Genomic DNA, 23891 nt, shown 5'->3' with positions numbered 1-23891 from the left:
ACGGTCAGTCGCCGGAGCCGCGCTGACGGGCCCGATAGGCGGATGCCTTGACCCGGTTCCCGCACGTCCTCATGGCACACCACTCGCGCCGGTGGCCTCGCGAGCGGTCGAGGTAGACCTGGGTGCACTCGGGGCGACCGCATTCCCGCAGGAGCGCCGCGTCATCGCCCCCGACGATCTCGACCGCCTCGCGGGCGATGGCCACCAGGCCCTGCGCGGCGGAACCGGAGCGGCGCGCGCCGTCCGGACCGAGCTGCACCAGTACCGGTGCCTTCATCGCCTGCCGGTTCACCACGGCGACCGCCTCGGCCGGGAGCCGTTCGCCGGCCCGCCGCGCCTCGACCAGTGCGTAGATCGACTCCCGCAGCTCCAGCGCCGCCGCGAGGTCGGACAGGTCGGAGCCCGGCTCCTCGTCGAGCATCCGGGATTCCACGAACCAGGAGTCGAGAAGCGCCGGCGAGTCGAGCTTCTCCAGCGGCACCTCGTTGCGCCGCGCGCGCAGGGTGCCCAGGAAGTCGAGCGCGAGTGTCCCGCAGGGGAAGGCATGATCCACGTCACCACTTTAACCGGTCATCAACGTCATGGCCGTACTGACCGACTTCGGTCCCGCCCGCGCCCAGGAGTGGCCCTCGATCGACACCGAGCACTTCACGGTCCACGCACTCGGCGACAACCGGGCCGAGGTGACCGAAGGAACCAGCTCCGCCTGGGAGCGCGCCCGCTAGGTATGGGACACCGAGCAGCGCAAGGTCACCATCACCACCCTCGACTCGAAGCTCTTCGGACCTGGCGGCGGGTGGGTCTTCCAGCTCACCTCGAGGCGGAAGGCACCCGGGGCGACGTCGAACTGACCCGGGAGCCCAGCACACTCAAGGGCACGATGCTCGCCTCGCTGCTTCCCCTGATCGGGCCCTCCTCGCTCAGCAAGTCCTTCGCGGGCCGCCTGAAGGCGAAGTAGCCGGCCTGGCGGGCGGTCACGTCAGGTCAGGTCGGGGGTGGGCTGGTGGTAGACGAGAAGAGCCACGTCGTCGTCGTGATGGCCCTCGCCCAGCAGGGCGGCGCAGAGATGGTCGACAACGGCGCCCGGTGCGAGCCGGAGGCTCTCGGCCAGGGCGGCGGCCGCACGGTCGATGCCGATGCTGAGGATCTCGCGCCGACGTTCGACCAGCCCGTCCGTGTAGAGCAGCAGATGCGCGCCGGCCGGAATCGTCGTCGTGGTCTCCGGGCGGTCGGCGCCGGTGCGGACCGCCAGCGGCAGGGACTGCGCGTGTTCGAGCCGCTGGACGCCTCCGCCGGGTGTGGCGACGAGCGCCGGCAGGTGTCCCGCGCTGCTGTACCGTACGGTCGCGGTGGCGGGATCGAGCACCGCGCAGAACACCGTCCCGCAGTACGCGCCGGGCAGCAGCTCGCCGAACCGGTCCAGGGCCTCCAGCACCCGGGCCGGCCCGATGTTCTCCAGCAGCAGCGCCCGGGCGGCGCTGCGCAGTTGGCCCATGGTGGTGGCGGCGGGCAGACCGCGGCCGACCACGTCGCCGACGACCACCCCGTAGCGGCCGCCGGGCAGTCGCACCACGTCGTACCAGTCGCCCCCGACTTCGAGCGTGGAGCCCGCCGGTTCGTAGCGGACGGCGAACCCGGCGGGAAGGTCGGCCGGGCCGAGGATCGCCCGTTGCAGCGCCAGGGCCACCTGGCGCTGCTCGTCACTGGCCCGGGCCCGGGCCAGCGCACGCTGAAGATGGCCGGTGAGCTGGACCATCAAGGTGCGGTCCGCGATCGAGAACGGGCGCGGGCGGCCGAACTCAAGCCAGAGCACGGCCTGTTCGACGCCGTCGAACAAGGGGGCGCCCACCGCGCCCCCCGCGCCCCCCGCGGTCACCGCGTCAGCGCCGTCGCTCGGGCCTGCGGCCGGTTCGTCCTTCCCCGCGATGAACAGGCGCCCGGTGCTCGCGTATGCGGCGATCCGGGCCGGCGGCAGAGCGGCACCCGACGGCGGAGCGGGCGCGGTGGTGGCGGTGGTCTCGCAGCCGCCCGACTCGTTCCAGCGCAGCAGGGACACCCGCTCGGCCTGCCAGCAGTCGCGGAACTCCGCTAGGCCGACACTCAACACCTGCGCCGCGTCGTCCACTCCGGTGAGCAGGCCGGCCAACCGGGCCACCGCGGCGTCCCGTTCGGCGACCAGATGCTGGGCGGTGACATCGCGCAACGTACCGACCAGGAGCTGCCCTCCACCGCCCGGCCGCCCCTGACCGCCCTGGTCGCGCAGCGAATCGAGGGACACGTCGACCCACAGCCGGCGGCCGTCCCGGTGCCGCAGCGGCAGCACGAAGCGGCCGCGGCCGTGCGCGCGTACGGTGGCCAGACCGGCTTCGACGAGCGCGAACCCCTCAGGATCCTGCTCGGCCCTGGGCCACCACGGGTGGGGGACCGGCCAGGGCAGCTCCGGGGCCTCATAGCCGAGGAGTTGGGTGAAGGCGTCGTTGATCTCGATGACGCTGAGGTCGGGTCCGGCCACGAAGAAGCCGTCCTGCATGGCGTTGACCAGCGCGGTGCGCCAGGCGGACTCGTGGTTGCGCAGCCGGGCCAGGTCCAGATTGGAGCGGACCCGGGCCAGCAGGTCCGTCGAGGAGAACGGCTTGGCCAGGTAGTCGTCGGCGCCGGCCGCCAGACCCTCGACAGCGGCCTCCTCACCGGCGCGGGCGGAGAGGAACACCACCGGGGTGCGAGCGGTGGCGGGCTCGGCCCGCAGCGCGCGCAGCAGCCCGAAACCGTCGAGACCGGGCATCATCACATCGGTGAGGACGAGGTCGGGGCGGATCCGGCGGGCCGCGCGCAGCGCCTCGTGGCCGTCGGCCGCCACCGTCACCGTGTACCCGGGCTCCAGCAGCCCGACCAGGTAGGTCCGCAGATCGGCGTTGTCCTCCGCGACGAGTACGGTGCCGCCACCGGGCGGAACCGGCGCCGTCGCGCCGCTGTCGCCGAATCGGGCGGGAGAAGTCCACTGGAGCGCCTCGGCCACGTAGTCGGCGGCCCGGCTGCCGTTCGGGGTGCGCCGGGCGGGCACCTCGGCCACCCGGGCCGGGACCCGTACGGTCAGCGTCGTGCCCCGGCCGGGCCGGCTGACCGCCGAGGCATCGCCGCCGTGCAGCGCGGCCAGCTCCCTGACCAGGGCCAGGCCGATGCCGGAGCCTTCGTGGGACCTGCCCCGTACCCCGCGAACCTGGCGGAAGCGCTCGAAGATGTGCGGCAGTTCGTCCGCCGGCACACCAACACCGGTGTCGCTCACCTCCAGCGCCACACTGTCGCCGGTGATCCGCAGACCGATCCGGATCTCTCCCTCCAGGGTGAACTTCACCGCGTTGGAGAGCAGGTTGAGCACGATCCGTTCCCACAGATCGGGATCGATCAGCACCGGTCGCGGGTCGACCGGGCAGTCGATGATCAGCCGGAGCCGCGCCCGGGCCACGGCCGGTGCGAAGGACTCGGCGATACCCCGGGTGAGCGCGCCGAGTTCGACCGCGACCGGCTCCGGACGCAGCCGGCCGTCCTCGATACGGCTGAAGTCCAGCAGGGTGTCGACCAGCCGCCGCAGCCGGCCCGCGTTGCGGTGGATGATCTCCATCCGTTCGCGCTGGGCGGGCACCAGCGGGTGCCGTTCGTCGGCGAGCGCGTCGTGGGCCGGACCGGTGATCAAGGTCAGCGGGGTGCGCAGCTCGTGGCTCACGCCGGTGAAGAACTTCGTTCTGGCGCGGTCGAGTTCGGCCAGCTCCTCGGCGCGGCGCAGCTGCGCCGCCTGGGCTTCGGCGTCGGTGACCGCCGCCGTCAGATGGTTGGCGGCGAGCGTGAGGAATCCCCGGTAGGCGTCGTCGAGCGGCAGGTGCGGGCTGACGCCGAGGACCACCGCGCCGCGCGGCCGGTCGCTCTCGGTGGCGGCGAGCGGCATGGCCACCGCGGTGTCGACCGGGGCGTGCCCGGCCGGATCCGCGCCGGGCAGCACCCGGCCTTGGAGCTGCTGGGCGAGGCCGGTACGGGTCTGTGCGACGCCCTCGGTGACGGCCCGCCAGATCCAGCCGCCGTCGCCGTCACCGCAGCGGTCACCCGCCGCCCGCTGCCCAGGACCCTCCGTCCCGTCCGCCCGCTGCCCGGCCCCCTCCGCCGCCCTCCCCGCCGGTGTCGGCGCGGACACCTCCCGCGGCAGCGGTCCCTGGCCCCCGGAACCCTGCTCAGCGAGCCCGAACGCGGCCACCGCCCGGGCCCGGCCACCGTCCTCGTCCAGCAGGTACACGGCGCCGAAAGGAACGTCCTCGCGGTGCCCGTCCAGTACCCGCGTGGCCGCGGCGCAGGCCAGCCGGGCATCGGAGACCTGGGCGGACCTGACCTCGCCGAGTTCGCGCAGCGCGCGTAGCCGGCGGCTGCCCAGCACATGACCGGTGGTCTCGGTGACCACCGTGAGCACCCCGCCCACGCCGCCGCCGGAGGCCGGGATCGCGCTGTAGGCGAAGGTGAAGTAGACCGCCTCGTCGAGGGCGTGCCGCCGCAGCGCCAGCCGGAGATCCTCGTGATACGTCGACTCGCCGCGCCGCATCACGTTGGTGATCATGCCCCCGACCACCGGCCACGCGTCGGACCACACCTCCGCGCAGGGCAGGCCGAGGGCGGGATGCTTGGGCCCCAGGATCGGCACGAAGGCGTCGTTGTAGACCATCGCCAACTCCGGGCCCCACATGATCATCATCGGGAACGGCGAGTTCAGGCACAGACCCACCGCGGTGCGCAGCTCCGGGCACCACTCGTCGACCGGGCCGAGTACCGTCGCCGGCCACACGGTCTCCGCCATCAGCCGGCTGACCGCGCTGTCCGGGTGCGTCGCCAGCAGCTCCCGCGGGAACCGTGGGCGGACCCGCCGCGCCCGGTCGTCGTACGGGGTCCCAGCCACCTCGACACCTGCCTCCGCTCAACGCCGCATCCGCGGTGTTCGCCCATGCCCCGCCCCACAGCCCGGTGACAGGTGGTGAGGACCATCTTGGTCGAGCCAACAGGGACGGATCTTCTTTGGCAACCCGCCGCCAGGCGCCGCCCGTCCCGGCGGATCCGTACACCCCCCGCTGTACACCCCCGCTGTCCGGTCGGTCGCCGAAGCGCGGGCCGCTCGCGCGCCGGCCCGCCGAGCCCGGATGACCCAGTGTGATCGGATAACGGCGCAGGGTACGACCGACCCCATGGCCGCCCGCGCCCGTCCAGGACCCCGCGCCGCGCCGATCCCGTACGCCGGGGCTCTCCCGCGCGTCGCCGCCGCCATCCGCCGTGGCGCGGGGCTGGATGGTCCTTGTGATCCATTTCGTACTGCTCATCGTGTGCGCGGCGGCGATCTACCTCTCGTGCGAGTGGTTCGTCAACGCCGTGGAATGGCTGGGCCGGCGGCTGAAGGTCGGGAGGATGGCGGTCGGCACGATCCTGGCCGCCTTCGGTACCGCGCTGCCCGAGTCGGTGGTGACGCTGGTGGCCGTCACCACCGGAAGCACCTCCTCGGCGAAGGACATCGGCGTCGGCGCGGCGCTCGGCGGGCCGCTGGCGCTCTCCACCGTCGCCTATGGCGTGACCGGCTTCGTGCTGCTGCGCAGACGCCGCCGCCAGGACGCCGCCGTACGCGAGGAGACCGGCCGCCCGCCCGCCACCTCCGGCGCGCAGGTGCTGGGCGACGAGCGGGACGTGCGGCGGCTGGCGAAGGACCAGAAGTGGTTTCTGCCGATCTTCGTGGTGAAGGTCGTCCTGGGCCTGGTCGCCTTCGCCGACAAGGCCGCCCTCGGCCTGCTCTTCTTCGCCGCCTACGCCGTGTACTTCTGGCATGAGATCCGCAGCGGTGACGAGGGCGGCGGCGAGCCGGAGCGGCTCGAACCGCTCAAGGTCCGGCGCAAGGCCGCCTCGCCCGCCACCCGGGCGGTCGTCGGGCAGACCGTGGCCGCGCTGGCGGTGATCTTCCTCGCCTCCCAGCTCTTCGTGAAGCAGCTCGACGCCATCGGCCCGACACTGGGACTGTCCAGCGAGGTGACCGCGCTGCTGCTCTCCCCGGTCGCCACCGAACTCCCCGAGGTGATGAACGCCATCATCTGGGTCCGCCAGGGCAAGACCAAACTGGCCCTGGCCAACATCTCCGGGTCGATGATGATCCAGGCCACCGTGCCCAGCGGTCTGGGCCTGCTCTTCACCGCCTGGAAGTTCGACGGCGCCCTGATCTGGTCCGGCCTGATCACCATCGCCGCGATCGTCTACCTGCTGCTGACGATGCGCGCGCACCGGCTCACCCCGGGCCGGCTGACCGTCGCGGCCGGCTTCTACGGCGTCTTCGCCGTCGGACTCGTCCCGATCCTGTCCTGAGCCACGGCCGGCGCGCTCCCGGCGGTCCCGGCGCTCCCGGAACCCGGCCGGCCACCCGCGGGGGATATCGCGGATAAACGCCGTAAAACAGGACAGGCGCATCGTGTGGAGGGGACCCACACCGTGCTGCGTGCGTCCACGGGACGGACCGCGCGGGACCCGGCGGACATCCCGAGATGGGGCGGCTGAGCATGAGCGCATCCGAATCGACGAACTCCCGGGACGAGAAGCCCTCCGCTGCCGACTCCTACGGCGGGCAGGTGGTCCGCACCCTGCTGAACGCCGCCATCAGAGAAGTGGTCGACGAGCTCGACGCGGTCATGGCCGCCGTCTACTTCGCGGACGAAGGATCCGAGTATCTGTGCGCGGCGATGATCGGCGGCACCTCGCCCGCCACCCACGCGATGCCGGAACGCATAGCGGTTGACGACCCCTACGCGTCCGGGCTGGCGTACCGCACCGGCCAGCCGGTTGTCATGGACGGCTCCGACATCTGCCGCGAGGAGGACGATCTGGTCGCCTTCCTCAGCTCCTTCTCCGTCGTCGCGGCCCCCATCACATGCGACGGGCACACGTTCGGCGTCCTGACGACGGTCAGCCGGCCGCTCGGGGAGGGCACGCAGGCCTACGAGTCGCGGCTCAGCTCGCTGCGCGACCGCGCCCGGGGCCTGGCGCTGGCCCTGAATCCCCTCGCCGAACGGGGCATCCCCCTCGGTCCGCCGCCCTGGCCCATCGTGATCCCCCTGCATCGGCGACAGCCGAACCCGTACGCCCCGGAGGTACCCGGATGGGGCCTGCCGGAGGCACCCGGTTCAGCGGGTCACACGTTCATGTACCAGATCTTCAAGCTGGACCGATCCCTGAACCGGGCGCTGAGCCGCGACGACATCACCGCGACCGCGCAGCGGCATCTCATGGAGCCTTTCAAGGCCCAGGAGATGATGCTCGCCTGGTTGGACCAAGGACGCCTGTGGGTCGTCGGGCACCGCGGCCGGCTGTCGCCCGACGGGCGGGAGCTGCACGGCGCCGGCGCCGAGAGCCGGACGCCCGCAGCCGAGGTGGTGAGCCAGGGAAAGCCCCTCTTCTACAGCGACCGGGCCGAGAAGAGCGCCGACTTCCCCGAGACACCCGAGGACGGCACGGAGGCCTGCGCGTACCTCCCCCTCAAGGGAAGCCGCTCCCCGGTCGGGGTCTGCTACCTCGCCACCGGTGTCCCGCACACGTTCGCGGCCGAGGAGCGGGCCGTGCTGATGGTGATGGCGGGGATGATCGGCGCCGCCCTGGAACGGGTGTGCCTGGCGCAAAGTGAGCACGAACTCGCCCAGAGCCTCCAGAAGCGGCTGCTTCCCCGTACCCTGTCGGAGCTGCCGGAACTCGTGGTGGCCGCCCGCTATCTGCCGGCCGGCGCCACCACCGCCTCGGGCGGCGACTGGTTCGACGTCGTCAGGCTCGGCGAGGACCGGATCGCCCTGATCGTGGGGGACGTCGAGGGCCACGGCGTCGACAGCGCGACCGTGATGGGCCAGGTACGCACGTCGGTTCTCGCCTACATCCGCGAAGGCCACCCGCCCGCGGTGACGCTGGAACGGGCCGGCCGGCTCCTCGCGGACATGGACACCGAACTCTTCGCCACCTGCTGCGTCGTGTTCCTCGACGGGACCACCGGCGTCGTCACGTACTGTCTGGCCGGGCACCCACGGCCGGTGTCCCGCGGCTCCGAGGGACTCCAAGAGCCCCTGGACGGCCCTCCCGGACCACCGCTCGGCGTCCAACCCGACATCCCGTACCAGGACTTCGAGTGCAGTCTCGACCCCGGAACCCTGATGCTCCTCTACACCAACGGCATCGCACGCGGCGCCGGTTCTGACTGCGTCAGCTACGCCGGGCAGGTGCTGGACGGGCTCGGCTGGCTCCCCGCCCAGAACCTGGAGGAACGGGCCGACAAACTGGTCGGGGCCCTCCCCGCGCCGCAATCGCGGACGGACGACGCCGTGCTGCTGCTGGCACGCTACGAAGGGCCCCGGCTCAAGGAATCGCGGCGGTTCGGCCGGCTCGACATTCAGCGCCGCGATCTCCAGGGTGTGGCCAACGCCCGGGGCTTCGTCCGGTCGCAACTGGAGAGCTGGGACCGCGAACGGCTGGCGGACACCCTGGAGATGATCGCGTCCGAACTGTCGACCAACGCGCTGATCCACGCCGACAGCGACGTCCAACTGCGGCTGCGCGAGTTCGCCCACCACATCGGTCTCGAAGTCATCGACTCCGACGCGGCGCCCCCGGTCCCCGCGTTCACGGTCACCTCCGAGGAGGACAGCCGGGAGTCCGAGCACGGACGCGGCCTCGTCATCGTGGACGCCCTCGCCTCCGCCTTCGGAAGCTCGCCCAACGGCCTCGGCAAGACCGTATGGGCCGAGGTGGCGACCGACTGACCCCGGCCCGCCCGGCGGAGGTCAGTGCTGGGCGAGCATGCCCTCGCGCAGCTTGCCCAGCACGCGGGCGAGCAGCCGGGACACATGCATCTGGGAGTAGCCCAGTTCCTCACCGATCTCCGACTGCGTCATCTCCTGGCCGAAGCGCATCTGGAGAAGCTGCCGCTCGCGAGCGTCGAGTCGGCCGAGCATCGGGGCGAGCGTCTGGAGATCCTCGACCAGTTCCATCGCGGGATCCCAGCCCCCGATGGTGTCGGCGTACGAGCGGCCGGCGTCGCTGTCGTCCTCACCCGCGGTGATGTCGATCGAGCCGGCGGTGTACCCGTTGGAGGCCACCAGCCCCTCGATGACCTCCTCCTCGGTGATCTCCAGGTACGCGGCGAGTTCGGCGACGGTCGGCGGCGCGTCCAGCACGGCGGTGAGGTGGTCACGTGCCTTGGCGAGTTCGACCCGCAGCTCCTGAAGCCGCCGGGGCACGTGCACGGCCCACGAGGTGTCGCGGAAGAACCGCTTCATCTCGCCGACGATGTACGGGACGGCGAAGGTGGTGAACTCCACCTCACGGCTCAGCTCGAACCGGTCGATCGCCTTGATCAGCCCGATCGTGCCGACCTGGAGGATGTCCTCCATCTGCTCGGCGCCCCGGCCGCGGAAGCGCCGCGCGCTGAAGCGGACCAGGGACATGTTCATCTCGATCAGCGTGCCGCGGACGTAGCTGTACTCCCGGGTGCCCTCTTCGAGGCTCTGCAACCGGTCGAAGAACAGCTTCGAGATGACCCGCGCGTCCTTCGGAGCGACCTTGGACGCGTCCTCGATCCAGGGCAGTTCGCCGGCCACGTCGGCGGGGGAGGTCAGGGAGCCCGCTGTGCCGGGCTCGACGGAGGTTCCGGTCGGCTGCGTGGATACCGTCACGTCATCACCTTAAATCGTCTGCCGGGGCAAGGCCCTCGTACCCCCGAAGCCGTACACCACTCCCACACCGGCCGGATCGAATTCCGGATCCGCCCGAACGGGCCGGCGCGGGACGCCGGTGCCCCGAGCCCCGACCGGGTCATGTCGGCGGACCCGACGTGATCGGAACGCGCAGCGCCAGCAGCGCGGTGTCGTCACTGGCCCAGCCGTCGTTGTGGGCGGCGAGGACCGAGGCGAGCCGTCCGATGGTCGCGGCGGCGTCCATCCCGCCGCATCCGGCCAGCGCCGCCGCCAGGTCGGACTCGCCGAACATCGGCCGGCCCGGGTTCGGCACGGTCGCCTTCCGCCCGCGGGACTCGATGGCGCCGTCGGTGTAGAGCAGCAGGAGATCGCCGGGGGCGAGCCGGAAAGCGGTGTCCTGGAGCCGCACCTCCGGCAGCACCCCGAGCAGCGTGCCGAACTCACCGAGCTCCTCGACGCCGCCGTCCGCTCGCCGTACCAGGGCGCGGGGATGACCGCCCAGGCACAACGTGCCCTCCACACCGTCCGGGAGCGCGCGGAACGTCGCGCAGGTGGCGGTCAGGAAACGCGGACTGCGCTGCGCGAGCATCGCGGTGTTCAGCCGCCGCAGTATCTCGGCCGGGGAGAGATGATCGACCGCGTCGGCCCGCAGCGTGTAGCGGGCCAGCGCGGTCACCTTCGCCGCCTCCACGCCCTTGCCGCAGACATCGCCCATCACCATCGCCCACCACGGGCCCTGAGCCCGGAAAAGGTCGTAGAAGTCGCCGACCACGCCGGCCGACCCCGAAGCCGGGAGGTAGGAGGCCGCGGCGTCGAGACCCGGCACCTGCCGGAGCACCGGCGGCAGCAGGCTGTCCTGCAGGCTGCGCGCCAGAGCGTCCGACTCCTGGAGCGCGGTCCTGGACGTCGCCAGCGACTGGCGCAGATGGATCTCGTTGCCCACCGAGCGGGCCAGGGTGTCCAGCGTGGCCAGCTCGGCCCGCGTCCACGCGTGCGCGGCCCGGTCGACGACGCACAGCGTGCCCAGCACCTCGCCGCCCGGGGCCCGCACCGGGTACCCGGCCCACGCGCCGATCCGCGTCGGCCGCACCGAGGGGTGATCGCGGGTCCGTGGATCGTTGACGGCGTCGTCCACCACAAAGCGTTCGCCGAGGCCGACCACGAAGGAGCAGAGGCTCTCCCCGACCGGGCGCTGCCGCTCCTCGATCCCCTCGGCGTCGACGCCCACACACGACTTCCAGAACGACCGGTCGGCGTCCACCAGCGTGATGAACGCCCGGTCCACCCCGGCCACCGTCGCCGCCACCCGCGCCAGATCGTCGAAGGCGTCCTCAGGCCCGGTGTCGAGCAGCCCGGTGGCCGCCACGGCTGCCAGGCGCCGCGGATCCGACAGCGCCGCCGGCAGACCGTCCGCACGCACCCCGCCGGCAAACCGCACCTCCGCCATCCCGCGCTCTCCTCCGTAGACCCCACTACGCCACCCGGCCCCGACCAACCTACCCACCCGCGGCGCCCTTCCCGGAAGAACCGATGGCCGGGGCGGGCGTCCTGCGGATGGTGCGGCCGGATCACGGCGTGGCGCCCTGAGGCGGGGGCGAGGGTCAGCGCAGGTGCTTGATGACCTCGGCGAAGGTGGCCATGTGCGGCTCCAGGACGCTGACGTAGGTGATGCCGAACTCCTCCCGGTAGCGCAGCAGCCGCTCCGCGACCTCCCGCGGGGGGCCGACCAGGACGCCGGGGAGCTGGGTGAGGTGGTCGTCGTCGAGGCCGCTGGCCTGCCGGATGATCGTGAGGTCGACCTTCTCCGTGCTCTCGGCCGCCGCCGCGACGAACAGGTTCAGCTCGACGGCGTCGAAGCGGTCGCCGGCCGCCTCGCGCAGCACCTGGACGCGGCGGGCGAGCGCGTCCTCCGGAGCGAGGCCCGGTGTCACGCCGGCCATGATCGAGAAGCTGAAGATGTCGGCCTCCCGGCCGGCGAGAGCCAGCATGCGGTCGCCGGCGCCGCCCAGCATGATCGGCGGCCGCGGCTTGTCCGGCTCGGCGGCGAGCAGCGCACGCGTCGCCGTCAGCGTCGCCTCCAGCTTGCGCAGGCGCTCTCCCGGGGTGCCGAACGGCAGACCCACGGCCTCGAACTCGGCCGGCACGTAACCCGCTCCCAGCCCCAGCTCCAGGCGGCCCTCGGTGAGGCGGTGCACGTCGGCGACGTCACGGGCCAGGTACGCGGGGCTGAGGATGCCGGCATTGAGCACGAAGGTGCCCAGCCGGATGGTGGTCACGTCGGCCGCGGCCACCAGCGCGGGGAAGGGCGCCGGCAAACCCAGGTGGTCGGCCACCTGGATCACGTCGTACCCGAGGTCCTCGACCTCACGCACGCGGGCGCGCCAGGCCGACCGGGAACCGACGTTGAACAGACTGACGCCGAAGCGGAACGGGTTTTGGGTCATGACAGCCCTTCGTGCTGATGAACGGTTGAGCCGATTCGGCCCCTGGGATACAACGCGTTCCGCGGCTGTCGCGTTCACCGCACGTGGCATATATCACCCTGATGACGGGCTCGTGACCTGGTGGCAGCGGTCGTGGCGCCGTTACGCGGTGTGATCCGGCCGGAGAAGCCGCTCGGTCGGTGGTCCGGCGGCTGTGTTTGTGTCTGGCGTGGCCGATGTGTTGGACGGTGCGGGTGCGGACGTGTTGGTCGATGTGTTTGTGGTGTGGTGCGTGTGTTGGTTGTGGCGGGTGGAGGTGTGATGGGTGCCTTTTGCCCGCTGCCGAGTGGGCCGAAAGGGTGACGCGCCTCCGGGTGGGTTGCGGGTGGGCGGGGTGCGGTGAATAACTGTGCGTATCCAAACCGGTGGGCCGCCCACCCTCTCCGGGGGAGTGGCGGGTTCATTCGACGTGGTGTCCCGGGTGTCGATGCCCGGGATGTGTCGGGCGGGTTCGCCACAATGGGCACCCCTGCGGGAGGGGTTTGGATCCGTCAGTCGGCGCCGTTCTTCGGCGCCGACTGACGTGACCGTCCCGGTGCCCGCGGGGGAGGCACCGTGCGACGTGTATGTCTCCCGCGATCCGGCTCTGTTGCGTGGGCGACGGCGGCCCTCGCCCGTTCCGCCGGTGCCGGCCGGCTCTGGAGGAGGGGTTGAGGGATGTTGATGACGGGGCGTCCTGGGGCGCAGATCACGTTGTCGGCGCGTGAGGTCGAGCAGTGGCCGCATGTTCCGGCGGCGTATGGGCTGGCGGATATGTGGGTGCGGGGGAGGCCGGCTTTCTTTCATCTGCCGGCGGTTGAGCGGTCGGTCGCGGTGGGGCGTCATCTGACGCGGTTGTGGCTGGATCTGGAGGGGATCGGGGATGAGGGGGCGCGGTTCTCGGCGCTGTTGGTGGTCTCGGAGCTGATGACCAATGTGGTGGTGCATACCAACAGTGCGGGGATGACGGGTCGGTTGCGGCGGACGAGTGATCAGATGCTGGTGCACATCCTGGACGAGGGTGGGGTGTTGCCGTTCCGGCATCCGCACCGCGGTGGTGATCCGGATGATTACGGTCGGGGTCTGGCGCTGGTGGCCCGCTCGGTGAAGGGTCTGGGCACGGAGCTGGAGGTGGACGGCGGCCGCACGGTCTGGGCCCGCATAGCCCTGACGGGGTGAATCCGCACCTGCGGCGAACCCTGGATGCCCTGGATGTCCCGGATCCCCTGGACACACTGGGCCTACTGGCCGTAGACGCCGAACTCCCAGAGGGAGTAGCCGAACTGGGTGCCCCGAACGGTGCCGAGGACGCGGACCCAGCGGCCGCTGCCGCTGAGCGGGACCTGGACGTCGCCGCCGCGTCCGGTGGTGGAGGAGGCGATGGTCTGCCACCGCGAGCCGTCGGGCGAGACCTGGATCTGCCAGGAACTGGCATAGGCGGTCTCCCAGTCCAACTCGACCTGCGTCAGCGTACGCGTCTGGCCGAGGTTCACGGCAGGGGACTGCGGGTCGCCGGAACCACTCGCCCAGCGGGTGGCACGGTTGCCGTCGACCGCGTCGGCCCCCGCCATCGTGCTGCCCGACTCCACGCTGGACGCCTGCACCGGCCCGGCCGATCGCGAGGTTCACCCGCGGCGCGGTGGTGGCCGCGCCGAAGACACCCAGCGGCACGCCGTTCGCGATGGCCCGCATCCCCGCGTCGTTCGGGTGCAGATGGTCGCCGGAGTCGTAAGCGGGCAGCTACGCCTGCGGGTTGGACGGGTCGTGAGTGGCCGCGTCCACATCGTTCACCGCGTCGCAGCCGCTCGACGACGTACGCAGGAACGCGTCGTACGCCTCCCGGGTGTCCTCCCGGCTCCGCGTCCACCCGCTGGTGCCCTTGAACGGGGTGAGCGTCGAGCAGACGAACCCCACGCCCTTCGCGTGGGCGGCGGTCACCCAACTGCGAGAAGGAGGACTCGATCTGGGCGAGCGTCAGCGGGTTGGAGTTGAGCGGATCGTCGACGACGTCGTCGCCGAAGATCACCCACTTCACACCGGACCCGCTGGCGGACACCCAAGGTCCGAGCCACCTGTGGGACGCCTGGAACGACGGGGACTACGCGCACTACCGCGACCACGACCCGGCGTTCGTGGCGGAGATGGGGTGGTGCGGCCCCGCCGCCTGGACCACCCTCGAACGCCTCCTCGACGGCGAGACACCCGGCCCCGGCTCACCGCTCACCGTCCACCACCTGCGCGCGATCGACGGCGTCCACAAACTGACCCGCGGGCTGCAACCGCATGTGCCCACCCCGGCCGACGGCTCCGACTGGCACTTCGCCACCCAGGTGGCCAGGCCCGCGCCGTCGCCGCCGGCACGGAATGGCTGCGCTCCCGGGAACGCTGCTCGGGGGTTGTCGTGTGGCAGCTCAACGACTGCTGGCCCGCCGTGATTTGGTCGGCCGTGGACAGCCAGGGGATCGAGAAGCCGCTGTGGTTCGCGCTGCGCCGGGCGTTCGCTCCCCGCCTGGCCACCGTCCAGCCGCTCCAGCCGGGCCCCACCCACGACCCCACCGGCCACCAGGGGCTGACCCTCGCCCTGGTCAACGATTCCGGCACCGACTGGCGGCCCGATGTCCTGGCTCGGCGGATCGGGTTCGACGGCCGTGAGCGTGCGGGCACGCGGCTGCGGCTCGACTGCCCGGCGGGCGGCCTGCACCGGGTGCCCCTGGACCCGGCGATCGGTTCGCCCGCCGATCCTGCGGCCGAGATACTCGTCGTCGACGTCGAGGGGAACCGGACGACGTGGACGTACCGCCCGGACCGCGAGCTGACCCAGGGCCGGCCGAGGCGCAGGGTCGACCTCGCGGTCGCGGACGGCGAACCCCACGTAAGCGTCACCGCTTTGACGGTCCTGCGCGACCTGTGCGTCTTCGCCGAACGCGTCGGGCCCGCCGGGCCCATCGGATACGGCGTTGCTCGACGTGGCGGTCCGATCGATCGCGGAGCGGCCGCCTGCCGTCACCCGGCGATGAGCTTCGCGGCGTCGGGGGCGTAGACGGTCATCCAGTGCGGGCGCAACCGGTAGAAGACCACCTCGTTGTCCCAGTCGAAGGCGTCGTCGCCGTAGAAGCCCTTGAGATAGGCGAGCAGGTCCGGCCAGTCAGCGGCCGGCTCTCCCCCCTCGGGGTTGAGGATCTCCACCGCGCCGTGCGTGAACACTCCCAAGTCCTCGCCGCGCATGTGCGCGACGCTGGCGGCGGGGCGACTGGCGAGGTGGCGGGCCTTGGCGGCACCGCGTGCCGTGCCGAAGTACCACGTACCGTGCAGAAAATGCCCGTCCACACCGCTGATCCGCGGCTCCCCCTTGGCCGTCACCGTGGACAGGGCGAGCGTGCACATGCCGGTCAGGATCCGGGTGAGCTGCTCCGCGGTCACGGTGCGCTCGGCGACGATCGAGCGGAGGTGGTCGGTGGAGCGGGCCAGCGAGGCCCCGAGCAGGGCCTGGAGCTCGTCGAGTTCTTCGGGCGTCTCACGCATCGGACCACCATAGCCAGGGCGCGCCGCTCCCGGGCACGCCGCGTCGGTTCGGGTCAACTCCCTTTCGCCTGGAGGAAGTTGCTCGGCGTGCCGCGGCCGGCGACCCCGGACGGTACTCGCTCCGTTTCACAGGGCAACCCTCCGGGCCCCTCGTCTGTCTCAACGGACACCAGACGTCGAGGGGGAGGGTTCTGATGAGACCCATTTCAGACAGCGGAAGCAGCACAAGCAGCAGAAGAGGAACGGGCCGCGCGGGCGCGCTGGCCGCCGCGCTCGCGGTGATCGTGCCGGCGATGATCGCCGGCACGGCGGGACCGGCCGCGGCCGCCACCGGATCGCTCGCGGTCACCATGCTGGACCGGGATGGGCAACCGGTCACCAATACGGTGAGTGCCGTTCCGCTGGACACCCCGGGAGCCGCCGCCCGGCAGTTGACGAGCGGGACGGTCGCCGCACTCACCCCCGGCCAGTACGCGCTGCTGACCTCCTCCTACGACGGTGACCCCGTCCTCGTCACCCTGGGGGGCCGCATCGTCACAGTCACCGGCGGGGCCACCACCGCGGTCACCATCGACGCCCGCCAGGGCCGCGAGCTGAAGATCGCCACCGACTCCGGCGCAGGCGACTCCGGCCCGACCTACGCGCAGGCGATCGCCGCCCGCGTCTGCGTCGACGGCAGGAACACCGACGACCACGCCATGAGCAACGCCGAGCGGGGACGGGTGTTCGTCATTCCCAACGCCGACCCGCGCACCCAACTGGGCTACGTCTCCAACTGGGCACCCGGCACCGACACCGGCGGGGACGCGTACGCCGCCGCCGGGACCGTCCCGCTGACCGGCGACCCGATCACGGTGCCGATCGCCTCCACCGGATCCGTGGTGGCCAAGGTGCTGCGCGGGCCGTCCGCGCAAGACGAGGAGTACGCGGTGGTCCTGCCGCGACCCCAGGGCTCGGGGTGCGAGCTGAACCTCCACGCTCCGCCGATCGGCGTCTACATCCCCTACCAGCGCACCACCCACGCCACCGCGGGCGTATGGGAGTTCAGCCACGACTCGCCGAACGACTACTGGCGCGCCCCCGTGACCGTCACGGCGGGCAGCACCACCTCGCTGGAGTTCGGCCGCGCCGTGTGGGGCCCGGCCCGCTATCTGCCGTGGGTGCAGGGCGGCCAGATCGGCTTCGACACCTCGGGGATGGTCGCCGACCCGCTGATCCCCGGCGGCGACAACACCATCAACGCGACCGCGACGCTCTACCGCGACGGCAAGGCGGTGGCGACGAAGAGCGGACTGGGCACCTCCCCGTCCGTCAAGGGCCCGAAGGCTTTCACCGCGCCGATCACCGCCTCGGCCGCCTACACCCTCAAGGTGCACGGCTTCCGGCACGCCGACGGTGAGTCGCAGCCGGCCGGCATGATGTCCACGGCCACCGACGCGGCGTTCTCCTTCCACGCCGGACCCACCTCGAACGCGGTGCCGCCCGCCTTCCTCACCCGCTTCCTGCCCTCGGGTCTCGACCTGTACAACCGCACCCAGGCCGGCCACGCCACGCCCATCCCACTGACGCTCGACCGGACCAGCACCCGCACCGGCGTGCCGCTGTGGCCCGCCACCGTCCAGAAGGTCGAGGTATTCGCCTCCACCGACGGCGGGCGCAGCTGGCACCCGCTGACCGTCACCCGCACGGCCGGCGCCTGGGCCACCACCCTGCCCGCCCAGGCGGCCGGCACCGAGATCTCCCTCAGCGCCCGCGTGACCGACACCGGCGGCAACCAGACGGTCAGCACCGTCTACCGCGCCTTCATCACCGATTGACCCATCGCCGCCGCGGGCGGCGTGCTGGTCGGCCGGGTCCTGGTCCTTCCCGCGGGATTACCAGGGTATGTCCCCGTTCTCGTCCTGGAAGGTGCCGGTGGGGCCGTCGGCGTCGAGTGTCGCCAGACGCACGACGATCCCGGCGCTCTCCCGCGGTGGCCTACCGATTCCGAAGGCCGCGGTCAGGTCGGTCGCGGTGGTGCCGGGCTCGACCGCGTTGAACTTGATGCCCGGCTGGGACTTGGCGTACTGGACGGTGAGCATGGTGGCCGCGGCCTTGGACGCGGAGTAGAGCGGCAGCGGCAGGTTGAACTCCGGCCGCTCCGGATTGGTCACCGCCCAGAAACCGCCGGCACTGCTGGAAACGGTGACCACGGTGGGGTTCGAGGATTTGCGCAGCGGCGGAAGCGCCGCCTCGGTGACGCGCGCGATCCCCACCGCCGCCCTGACCACCAGCGACTCGGGGCGGGAGGTCCAACTGGCCGCCCTCCTGATCCGCCCCAGGGCCAGGCACGTCCCGCACACCGGCACACCCATGTCCAACCGCGGCCCCGGCCGCGCGATCCTGCCCCGGGGCCGGAGCAGGGGCGCGCCCACGTCGAACCGGCCGGTTGTCCACTGCACGGCCAGTTGATGGATGTCACCGGCTGGACGGACAGAGCCAGAAGGGGGATGCGGCCGTGCTCATCTGTGGAGGGAGCAGGCCCCACGGGTAGTGCCGGGGAACCGACGAAATGCGACGGCCAAGGGGACGCAATGCTGCTCTCCATGTCAGCCCGCCCCGCCGAGGGCGCGCTCCGGCGGACGCGTCGGCCCGAGCGGAGCGCCGGCGGCCTTCCCGGGGTCCGGCTGGACCGTTCAGGCCTGCCGTGACCTGCTGCGGACACCCCTTCTCGGTGGAGGAGCACGACCGCGGTCGTATAGCGTGCTCCAGTTGACGATCATGGGAGGGGAAGAACTCGTGAGGATAGGTAGACGAAGACTGATAGCCGCGGGTGCGACCGCGGTGTTGGTGGCGGGGTTGGTCTCGGGGTGCCGCAAGGCAGGGGGCGCCGATGGCGCGCCTGACATCTCCAGCAGCCATTTTCCTGGAGTGTCGTTCCGGTACGTCGGCGACTCCCCTGAAGACGAGACGATCAACCAGATATTGAGCATCGCCAATTCCTATCGGGACCCGGTGGTCCTCCGGCTGTCCTTCAGCGCCCTGGACAAGAACCATCACCTCCTTCCCAAGGTGAAGGTCAGCACCGTGTTCGGCAGCGACTACGGCAATCTGGTGGCACCCCATGGGTACAGCTACGACATCCTGCGCTTCGCCGGCTCGGGCGAACACGAGGTCAGGGATGTCCACGTCACCGTGCACCAGGTGCTTCCCGCTGACAGCCCGCCGTCGGGAACGGAGGAAGTGACGACACAGGCGCTGGACGGCGAAGGCCACGACGTCTCGAAGTTCACACGTTTCTCTCAGGTCAGGCTGACGAACACAAACGACATGCCGGCCGCTGTCAGGGTCGTTTACATCGTCTGGGATCAGCCCGCGCACGGCGACACGCAGCAAGCGGTCGAGGCCACGCCAGTCGGGGGTCTGACAATCGTGCCGGCGCAGGGAACCGCCATCGTCAAGGTGACCGGCGCCGCCGCCGCGGTGGCACGCAGTTCCGGCGGCCCGGCGGTGAGCGTCAAGGCGTTCCAGTCGCAATAGGAACACCCTCCTCCGGCACCCCCCGACATCCTCATGGTGAGCCGGGCGGCCGCAGCGACAGGTGACCGAGCTGCTGCACTGGTAGCCGCCGACCGCGTGGTTCAGCGTCAACGCCGCCTTCATCCCTGACGGTCTCGGGGGAGGCCGCCGCCGGATGAGGAAGTGCTACGTGAACTTCGAGCACTCCGCCCGCCGCTGCTCATCGACCGTCGCCTCTTGGTCCCGCCAGACAGAGGATTGAAGGTCCTGGAGTGCCGCAGGCGCGTCGGCGTCCTAGGCGGCCGCCTATGCGAGAAACTGCACGTCGCCCCGGATCACCAAGCCCGGGTCGGACGTCCGTGAGAGCACATCACGCCTCTGTGCGTACGCTGCGGGCGTCCGGCCTGTTTCGAGGAAGAGCAGCGGATGACCGAGAATGCGTCTGTGCCCGGCCCCCGCCGGGACCTGGCGATGCACAACGACTGGTTCGCCTCGGGCTGGGACCACATCCTGCCCCGCCAGGGGTTCCCACTCGCCATGCTGATCGGGACCGCGAGCCAGTCCGGCTTCACCGGCTCGCTGGACGACCTGATGCGAGATGCCTTCGACGGCCACTGGGACATGATCGGCGGAAACCTCGATGGCGCGCTCACGTTCTCGTGGCTCGACGAAGAGTGGGACTACGAGGCCGCGCCGGAGGGCCGTGAGGCGTGCGAGACAAGCCGGTGGGAGCAGTTCGGCAACATGCTGACGGCCGCTGGCTTTCCGCTGCCCAGGACGGTGCGGGACCTGTCCGAGCTCTACCTGACATGGGGTCTGGCAAGTCGCGAGGAGACACCAGAGGGCACCCGGTGGTCGATGCCCGCCGCGCTCCCGCTGCCCGGCGACCTGCTGCCGCTGGACGCCGAACTCGCCAAGCGGCTCGATGGCATGCGCTGGACGATGCGCACCGGTCCGCTCGTCGAGACCCTTGTCCACCACATGGCCGACGAGCTGGGCGAACCGCAGCAGATCCTCACCTCCCTGGACCGCCTGGCGGCCGCCACCGACCAGGACGTAGAGGACGTCCGCCTCGCCCTCGCGGAGCTCGTCGAGTCCGGTGACGCCTACCTGTATCGCGGCCAGGAGCCGGCCGATGCGGAACGCCTCGCGGCGCACCGGCGCTTCCGCCTGGTCGTGGACTGGGAGCACTTCCACGAGCACCGGATGCGGCTGAGCATCGGTGGCTGAAGCCGCATGACGCCGTTACGACCGCGGACAAGCGCCTGATGGCGCTCCAACTAGCGCCTCGGAAAGGTCGTCCGGTGGTGGCCGGAGGTGATGTTGCCCGGTCCACTCCGCTCCATTCCGCTCCCAACCATCCAGCGCACCACTGCGGCGTCCCGCGGTGGCGGGAGGAACGGACATGAAGACCTGGAAGTCAGGGATGGCGTTCGGGGCCACAGCGCTTGCCTGCACAGAGGAAGGTCAGGCTTGCCGCGTTCCGCATCCCCGCCGACACCGGTCGCGGGACATGGGCCGGCCCTTGGCAGAGCTCAACACGGACCCACAGAGCCGGGCGCCGGCTTCATGTGCGCCGGATCGCGGGGGCTCGGCGTGGCGGGGTGGGTCCGCGGCACACGAGGGCCGGGACTCCCCGCTTGGGGGACATCCCGGCCCTGGCTCCCGGTCCGCCACACCTTTCGGCTGGATTATCCGGGGACTACGCAAATCCCCAGGCAATAAGGGATCATGCGCGCATTGCACTGGCCGGACGTCGCTTCTTGCTCAGTGGCGAAGGCCGGTGCCGGTTCGTCCTAGGAATGAACGGAGGCTGTTGGAGTGCTGCCGTACTCGTCCCACGTCACGTTGACCTTGGTGTTTGAGGTGAACGTCACGGGACCGACGTTCGGCGTCGTTACGAACGTATCCGAATAGCACCCGGGCAGGGTAACCGTTCGCCACACGTTGTTCCCCGACCCGACGTTGTAGCGGAATGTGACGTGGATGTCGCAGAGCTCGGTGTTGGTGAGGTCGAGCTTCGAAATCCATGACTTGACCGTCAAGCCCGTCCCGGTCAGGTACTGACACATTGAGCGGGTGGAATTGCACACCGTCGCAGAATTCGGCTTCACGACGACGGGAGACGCCTCGGCCGCCGTGGCGCCTCCCCACAGTACGGCGACCGAAATCGCCACCGCGCTGGATACCAGATTTTTAGCCTTCACTGGTTTTCCCTCCCCTTTCCCGGTCGGTCAACCGGGAATTCTCAGTATGCCAAATCGACCAGGGACCTGAAGCGCTACTATGAATTTTTGGCCCATTCGTCTTGCTATGTGGCGCGATCCGTGCACCGTACTGCGACTGTCGTCCGCGTACGGGCGGCGGCACCTGCGCCACTGCGTCAGAGTCCCTGAGGGCCGTAACGATTCCGGCGCCTTGCAGGGCAGATCAGCGAGGCGTGCACAGCGGGACGCGGACCTCTCGATGAAATCCGGGCCTACGCCATTTACCTGATCTCCGTTACCAGCGCATGCCGAGTTCGGTCAGCTCCTCGCGCCGTTCGGGGGTGAGTTTGTCGGCCCGGGGCCGTGCGTTGTCGATGAACAGGCCGAGCAGTACCTCGGTCACGGATCCGTCCGGCTCGGCAAGCCGCTCGACGTACTTCCTGGGTACGCGGAGGTGGCTCTGGGCGCCGCACAGTCCGCCGGACCTGGCCCGCATTCTTCACGAACTGCTGTATTCCGGTCACGGCGGAACCGTCGCGGTGCCGGTGTGTGCGGGATGCGCCCGCACCGGCCTGGTGCGATCCCACCGGCAGCACGAGGTGATCGGCGCCGCCCGCCGTCCTGGCCATCTGCTGCCCGGCGTCGGCCGCGGCGCACCAGAAATTTTCAACCAGCGGACCTTCGCCGCCGGCTGGGCCGACATGTGGCCCTCCCTGTATGCGGCTATACGCAGTGAACGGCTTTGCTTTGGTAATACCCGTAGCTTCCGTTTGTCGCGGTGGAGCGCCCGTACACAATAATGCACCGGTCCGGCGCCGATACGCGGACGGGGCCAGCGTATTGCGAGTAAAGGGGGGTGTTCCCGCCGCTCGGAGGGTCGTATGCGAATACGTCGATGTTGGTGCAAGTCGACCCAGGCGCCGTTCCGGCCACGCACCGGGCGATGTACGCCTTCTTCGTCGTCAACGTCCCGTAGCCACCGGTCGCTGTTGCGACACTCACAGCACAGTTCTGACCTGTGGATGAATCGTGATAGAGGTAAATATGGCCGTAGATAGTTCCCGAAGCTCCCCCGTTCGGGGTTTCCGGATAGCTGCTGATCTGCGAACCGGCACAGCCGTATGCACCGGCGGTGGCTGCACTAGCCGCAGGCGACATAGTGAACATTCCCGCCAAGATCAGCAGAACTGTGCCGGCCAGGGTGATGATCTTTTTCGTAGTCTCTCCTTCGACTCCAGAGTGTCAGTGCTCGGAACGTTGAGCTCATGGGCGTTGGTGGAGCCGCTGTTCCCGACAGGGCGTGGGTGGGTCCGAAAGGTGGCCTGCGGAGGAAGCATCCGCGACGGCGCATCGTGGATGCGTTGTCTTACGTGGTGCGGACCGGGCGTTCCCGGCGACAGCCGGTGGTCACGGCGGGGCTCCGCGTCCGACTGCCGTGGTCCGCCCGGGGCTCAGCCGCCGGTCGCCAGGTTCTGCCACGCGGGTCAGCCCGCGTACTCAAGGCAGGAGGCGACCACGTACCCGCTGGCTCCGTGCCACGTGGTGCGGTACCAGATCGCCTCGGTCACCCCGCAGGCCGTGTACGTGCCGCCGGCAACCGGCGCGGAGTCGTTGATGGTGATGATCGTGCCCTTCGGTATGACACCCAGAGCGGTGGACGACTTGGTCGCCGTCGCCCTGACGTTGACCGCCTCAAGCACCTGGTATTTCGCGGTGTCGGCCGACGCCGGCGAAACGGTGCCGAATACGATGCCGCCAGCCAGCGCGACAGCGCCGACTATATGGACAGCTGCCTTCATGATGCTCCCCGTTCTTGTCGCTGAAGTGGACCCGAAGGTCTGGTCTGTTGCTGCGGCAGGCCGCCGCCGGACCGCGGACGCGTCAAAGCCCTCGGCTTCCCTCCCCCTGCGGCATCGAGCCCCATCGAACTGTGCGACGTACCGACCGCCCCGCGATGACAGCTCCATGGTCACCGCGTACTGGGCCGGGCTTTCCCGAGCCGGGGCGGAGTATCCGATACCGGGTGCAGGAATGGCCGATACCGGGTCGGCGCCGTCGGCACGACCGGTAGGCCGCCCGCCGACAACCAAGGGCGCCGGTCCGACACAAGGCGTCGGGTCCCCACGCGTTGGTCGAGTGGGTAACCAGGCTCATCGTCGCCCGCGAGGGCAGGTCCGCGTGCCCCGCATCGGACCGGGCCGGCCGTCCGTCCGCCCCGATCGAGTGCGGGCGGACAAGGCGTACGCCCCGCAAGAACCGCGCCTACCTGCGCCGCCGGGGGATCCGATGCACCATCCCGGACAAGGCTGATCAGAGGGAAGACGATCCCGCCGGGTGTCGTACCGGCCTGATCACAGGGAGCCCTTTCGGGGCGGTAGGGGTAGCCGGAGAACCGGGGTTTTCCCCGATGCTGCGGGACGGGGGCGCTGGCACATTGAGAGAGCGCCCAGCAGACGGGCGCGGCCACT

General features: G+C 70.7%; 20 protein-coding genes and 1 pseudogene. 9 read left to right on the top strand and 12 right to left on the bottom strand.

Translation table 11 applies throughout. The features are described from left to right. Positions 1–4: 4 nt before the first annotated feature. The gene (locus OG519_RS00460) at positions 5–553 is read right to left on the bottom strand and encodes a CGNR zinc finger domain-containing protein (protein WP_405577261.1); all 549 of its coding nucleotides are present in this window, start codon (positions 551–553) and stop codon (positions 5–7) included. A 28-nt stretch (positions 554–581) separates the two neighbouring features. On the opposite strand from OG519_RS00460, the pseudogene OG519_RS00455 reads away from it, so the two are divergent. Then, positions 582–958: pseudogene (locus tag OG519_RS00455) on the top strand (hypothetical protein). Positions 959–979: 21 nt separating this feature from the next. On the opposite strand, the gene OG519_RS00450 reads toward OG519_RS00455, so the two are convergent. Next, on the bottom strand, positions 980–4933 hold the full coding sequence (locus tag OG519_RS00450; protein WP_405577259.1) for a SpoIIE family protein phosphatase: 3954 nt from the start codon (positions 4931–4933) through the stop codon (positions 980–982). A gap of 392 nt (positions 4934–5325) precedes the next feature. On the opposite strand from OG519_RS00450, the gene OG519_RS00445 reads away from it, so the two are divergent. Together OG519_RS00445 and OG519_RS00440 are read left to right on the top strand one after the other, a co-directional pair. After that, positions 5326–6372: a sodium:calcium antiporter gene (locus tag OG519_RS00445; protein ID WP_405577257.1), complete on the top strand. Its 1047-nt coding sequence runs from the start codon at positions 5326–5328 to the stop codon at positions 6370–6372. A gap of 191 nt (positions 6373–6563) precedes the next feature. Next, positions 6564–8801 (top strand): SpoIIE family protein phosphatase, encoded by a 2238-nt coding sequence (locus tag OG519_RS00440; RefSeq protein ID WP_405577255.1) that lies wholly within the window; start codon positions 6564–6566, stop codon positions 8799–8801. Positions 8802–8822: 21 nt separating this feature from the next. On the opposite strand, the gene OG519_RS00435 is transcribed toward OG519_RS00440, so the two are convergent. The 3 genes from OG519_RS00435 to OG519_RS00425 form a co-directional block, all read right to left on the bottom strand. Then, entirely contained in the window at positions 8823–9713 is an 891-nt protein-coding gene (locus tag OG519_RS00435) for an RNA polymerase sigma factor SigF (RefSeq protein ID WP_405577253.1), read from the bottom strand. Positions 9714–9852: 139 nt separating this feature from the next. Further along, positions 9853–11181, bottom strand: a complete 1329-nt coding sequence (locus tag OG519_RS00430) for a PP2C family protein-serine/threonine phosphatase (RefSeq protein ID WP_405577251.1) — start codon at positions 11179–11181, stop codon at positions 9853–9855. A 154-nt stretch (positions 11182–11335) separates the two neighbouring features. Next, positions 11336–12178, bottom strand: coding sequence for a TIGR03621 family F420-dependent LLM class oxidoreductase (locus tag OG519_RS00425; RefSeq protein ID WP_405577249.1), 843 nt, complete (start codon positions 12176–12178; stop codon positions 11336–11338). Positions 12179–12874: 696 nt separating this feature from the next. On the opposite strand from OG519_RS00425, the gene OG519_RS00420 reads away from it, so the two are divergent. Continuing rightward, a complete protein-coding gene (locus tag OG519_RS00420) occupies positions 12875–13375 on the top strand; it encodes an ATP-binding protein (RefSeq protein ID WP_405577247.1) in 501 nt (166 codons plus the stop codon). Between the two features lie 62 nt (positions 13376–13437). Here OG519_RS00420 and OG519_RS00415 read toward each other — a convergent pair whose 3' ends face one another. Continuing rightward, a complete protein-coding gene (locus OG519_RS00415) occupies positions 13438–13800 on the bottom strand; it encodes a discoidin domain-containing protein (RefSeq protein WP_405577245.1) in 363 nt (120 codons plus the stop codon). A gap of 136 nt (positions 13801–13936) precedes the next feature. Then, positions 13937–14134 (bottom strand): hypothetical protein, encoded by a 198-nt coding sequence (locus OG519_RS00410; protein WP_405577243.1) that lies wholly within the window; start codon positions 14132–14134, stop codon positions 13937–13939. Positions 14135–14178: 44 nt separating this feature from the next. Between OG519_RS00410 and OG519_RS00405 the strand changes: the two genes are divergently transcribed. Together OG519_RS00405 and OG519_RS00400 are read left to right on the top strand one after the other, a co-directional pair. Continuing rightward, positions 14179–14631, top strand: a complete 453-nt coding sequence (locus OG519_RS00405; RefSeq protein WP_405577241.1) for a hypothetical protein — start codon at positions 14179–14181, stop codon at positions 14629–14631. Between the two features lie 11 nt (positions 14632–14642). Then, positions 14643–15236: a hypothetical protein gene (locus OG519_RS00400; protein ID WP_405577239.1), complete on the top strand. Its 594-nt coding sequence runs from the start codon at positions 14643–14645 to the stop codon at positions 15234–15236. On the opposite strand, the gene OG519_RS00395 is transcribed toward OG519_RS00400, so the two are convergent. Then, positions 15200–15718, bottom strand: coding sequence for a pyridoxamine 5'-phosphate oxidase family protein (locus OG519_RS00395; RefSeq protein ID WP_405577237.1), 519 nt, complete (start codon positions 15716–15718; stop codon positions 15200–15202). The two genes, OG519_RS00400 and OG519_RS00395, sit on opposite strands and share 37 nt — an antisense overlap. A gap of 194 nt (positions 15719–15912) precedes the next feature. Here OG519_RS00395 and OG519_RS00390 point away from each other — a divergent pair, with 194 nt between their 5' ends. Then, the gene (locus tag OG519_RS00390) at positions 15913–17535 is read left to right on the top strand and encodes a hypothetical protein (RefSeq protein WP_405577235.1); all 1623 of its coding nucleotides are present in this window, start codon (positions 15913–15915) and stop codon (positions 17533–17535) included. 57 nt (positions 17536–17592) lie between these two features. Here the strand turns inward: OG519_RS00390 and OG519_RS00385 are convergent, their stop codons facing one another. Continuing rightward, positions 17593–18159, bottom strand: a complete 567-nt coding sequence (locus OG519_RS00385; protein ID WP_405577233.1) for an SDR family NAD(P)-dependent oxidoreductase — start codon at positions 18157–18159, stop codon at positions 17593–17595. Between the two features lie 310 nt (positions 18160–18469). On the opposite strand from OG519_RS00385, the gene OG519_RS00380 reads away from it, so the two are divergent. After that, positions 18470–19237: a hypothetical protein gene (locus OG519_RS00380; RefSeq protein ID WP_405577231.1), complete on the top strand. Its 768-nt coding sequence runs from the start codon at positions 18470–18472 to the stop codon at positions 19235–19237. Between the two features lie 405 nt (positions 19238–19642). Continuing rightward, positions 19643–20446, top strand: coding sequence for a DUF6042 family protein (locus OG519_RS00375; protein WP_405577229.1), 804 nt, complete (start codon positions 19643–19645; stop codon positions 20444–20446). A 566-nt stretch (positions 20447–21012) separates the two neighbouring features. Here the strand turns inward: OG519_RS00375 and OG519_RS00370 are convergent. The 3 genes from OG519_RS00370 to OG519_RS00360 all read right to left on the bottom strand — a co-directional run bounded on the left by OG519_RS00370 (position 21013) and on the right by OG519_RS00360 (position 23222). Further along, positions 21013–21423 (bottom strand): hypothetical protein, encoded by a 411-nt coding sequence (locus OG519_RS00370; RefSeq protein ID WP_405577227.1) that lies wholly within the window; start codon positions 21421–21423, stop codon positions 21013–21015. Between the two features lie 295 nt (positions 21424–21718). Beyond that, entirely contained in the window at positions 21719–21919 is a 201-nt protein-coding gene (locus tag OG519_RS00365) for a hypothetical protein (RefSeq protein ID WP_405577225.1), read from the bottom strand. 988 nt (positions 21920–22907) lie between these two features. Continuing rightward, entirely contained in the window at positions 22908–23222 is a 315-nt protein-coding gene (locus OG519_RS00360; protein WP_405577223.1) for an SH3 domain-containing protein, read from the bottom strand. Positions 23223–23891 lie beyond the last annotated feature (669 nt).

The sequence above is a fragment of the Streptomyces sp. NBC_01190 genome (assembly GCF_045039895.1).
GTDB lineage: Bacteria > Actinomycetota > Actinomycetes > Streptomycetales > Streptomycetaceae > Actinacidiphila.
This window is presented reverse-complemented; position numbering and strand designations above follow the sequence as displayed.

Excerpts from the sequence above, each read along its gene's own strand:
- OG519_RS00440 (WP_405577255.1), top strand. The coding sequence starts at position 6,564 with ATGAGCGCATCCGAATCGACGAACTCCCGGGACGAGAAGCCCTCCGCT.
- OG519_RS00430 (WP_405577251.1), bottom strand. The coding sequence starts at position 11,181 with ATGGCGGAGGTGCGGTTTGCCGGCGGGGTGCGTGCGGACGGTCTGCCG.
- OG519_RS00425 (WP_405577249.1), bottom strand. The coding sequence starts at position 12,178 with ATGACCCAAAACCCGTTCCGCTTCGGCGTCAGTCTGTTCAACGTCGGT.
- OG519_RS00420 (WP_405577247.1), top strand. The coding sequence starts at position 12,875 with ATGTTGATGACGGGGCGTCCTGGGGCGCAGATCACGTTGTCGGCGCGT.
- OG519_RS00395 (WP_405577237.1), bottom strand. The coding sequence starts at position 15,718 with ATGCGTGAGACGCCCGAAGAACTCGACGAGCTCCAGGCCCTGCTCGGG.
- OG519_RS00390 (WP_405577235.1), top strand. The coding sequence starts at position 15,913 with ATGAGACCCATTTCAGACAGCGGAAGCAGCACAAGCAGCAGAAGAGGA.
- OG519_RS00375 (WP_405577229.1), top strand. The coding sequence starts at position 19,643 with ATGACCGAGAATGCGTCTGTGCCCGGCCCCCGCCGGGACCTGGCGATG.
- OG519_RS00365 (WP_405577225.1), bottom strand. The coding sequence starts at position 21,919 with ATGCGGGCCAGGTCCGGCGGACTGTGCGGCGCCCAGAGCCACCTCCGC.
- OG519_RS00360 (WP_405577223.1), bottom strand. The coding sequence starts at position 23,222 with ATGAAGGCAGCTGTCCATATAGTCGGCGCTGTCGCGCTGGCTGGCGGC.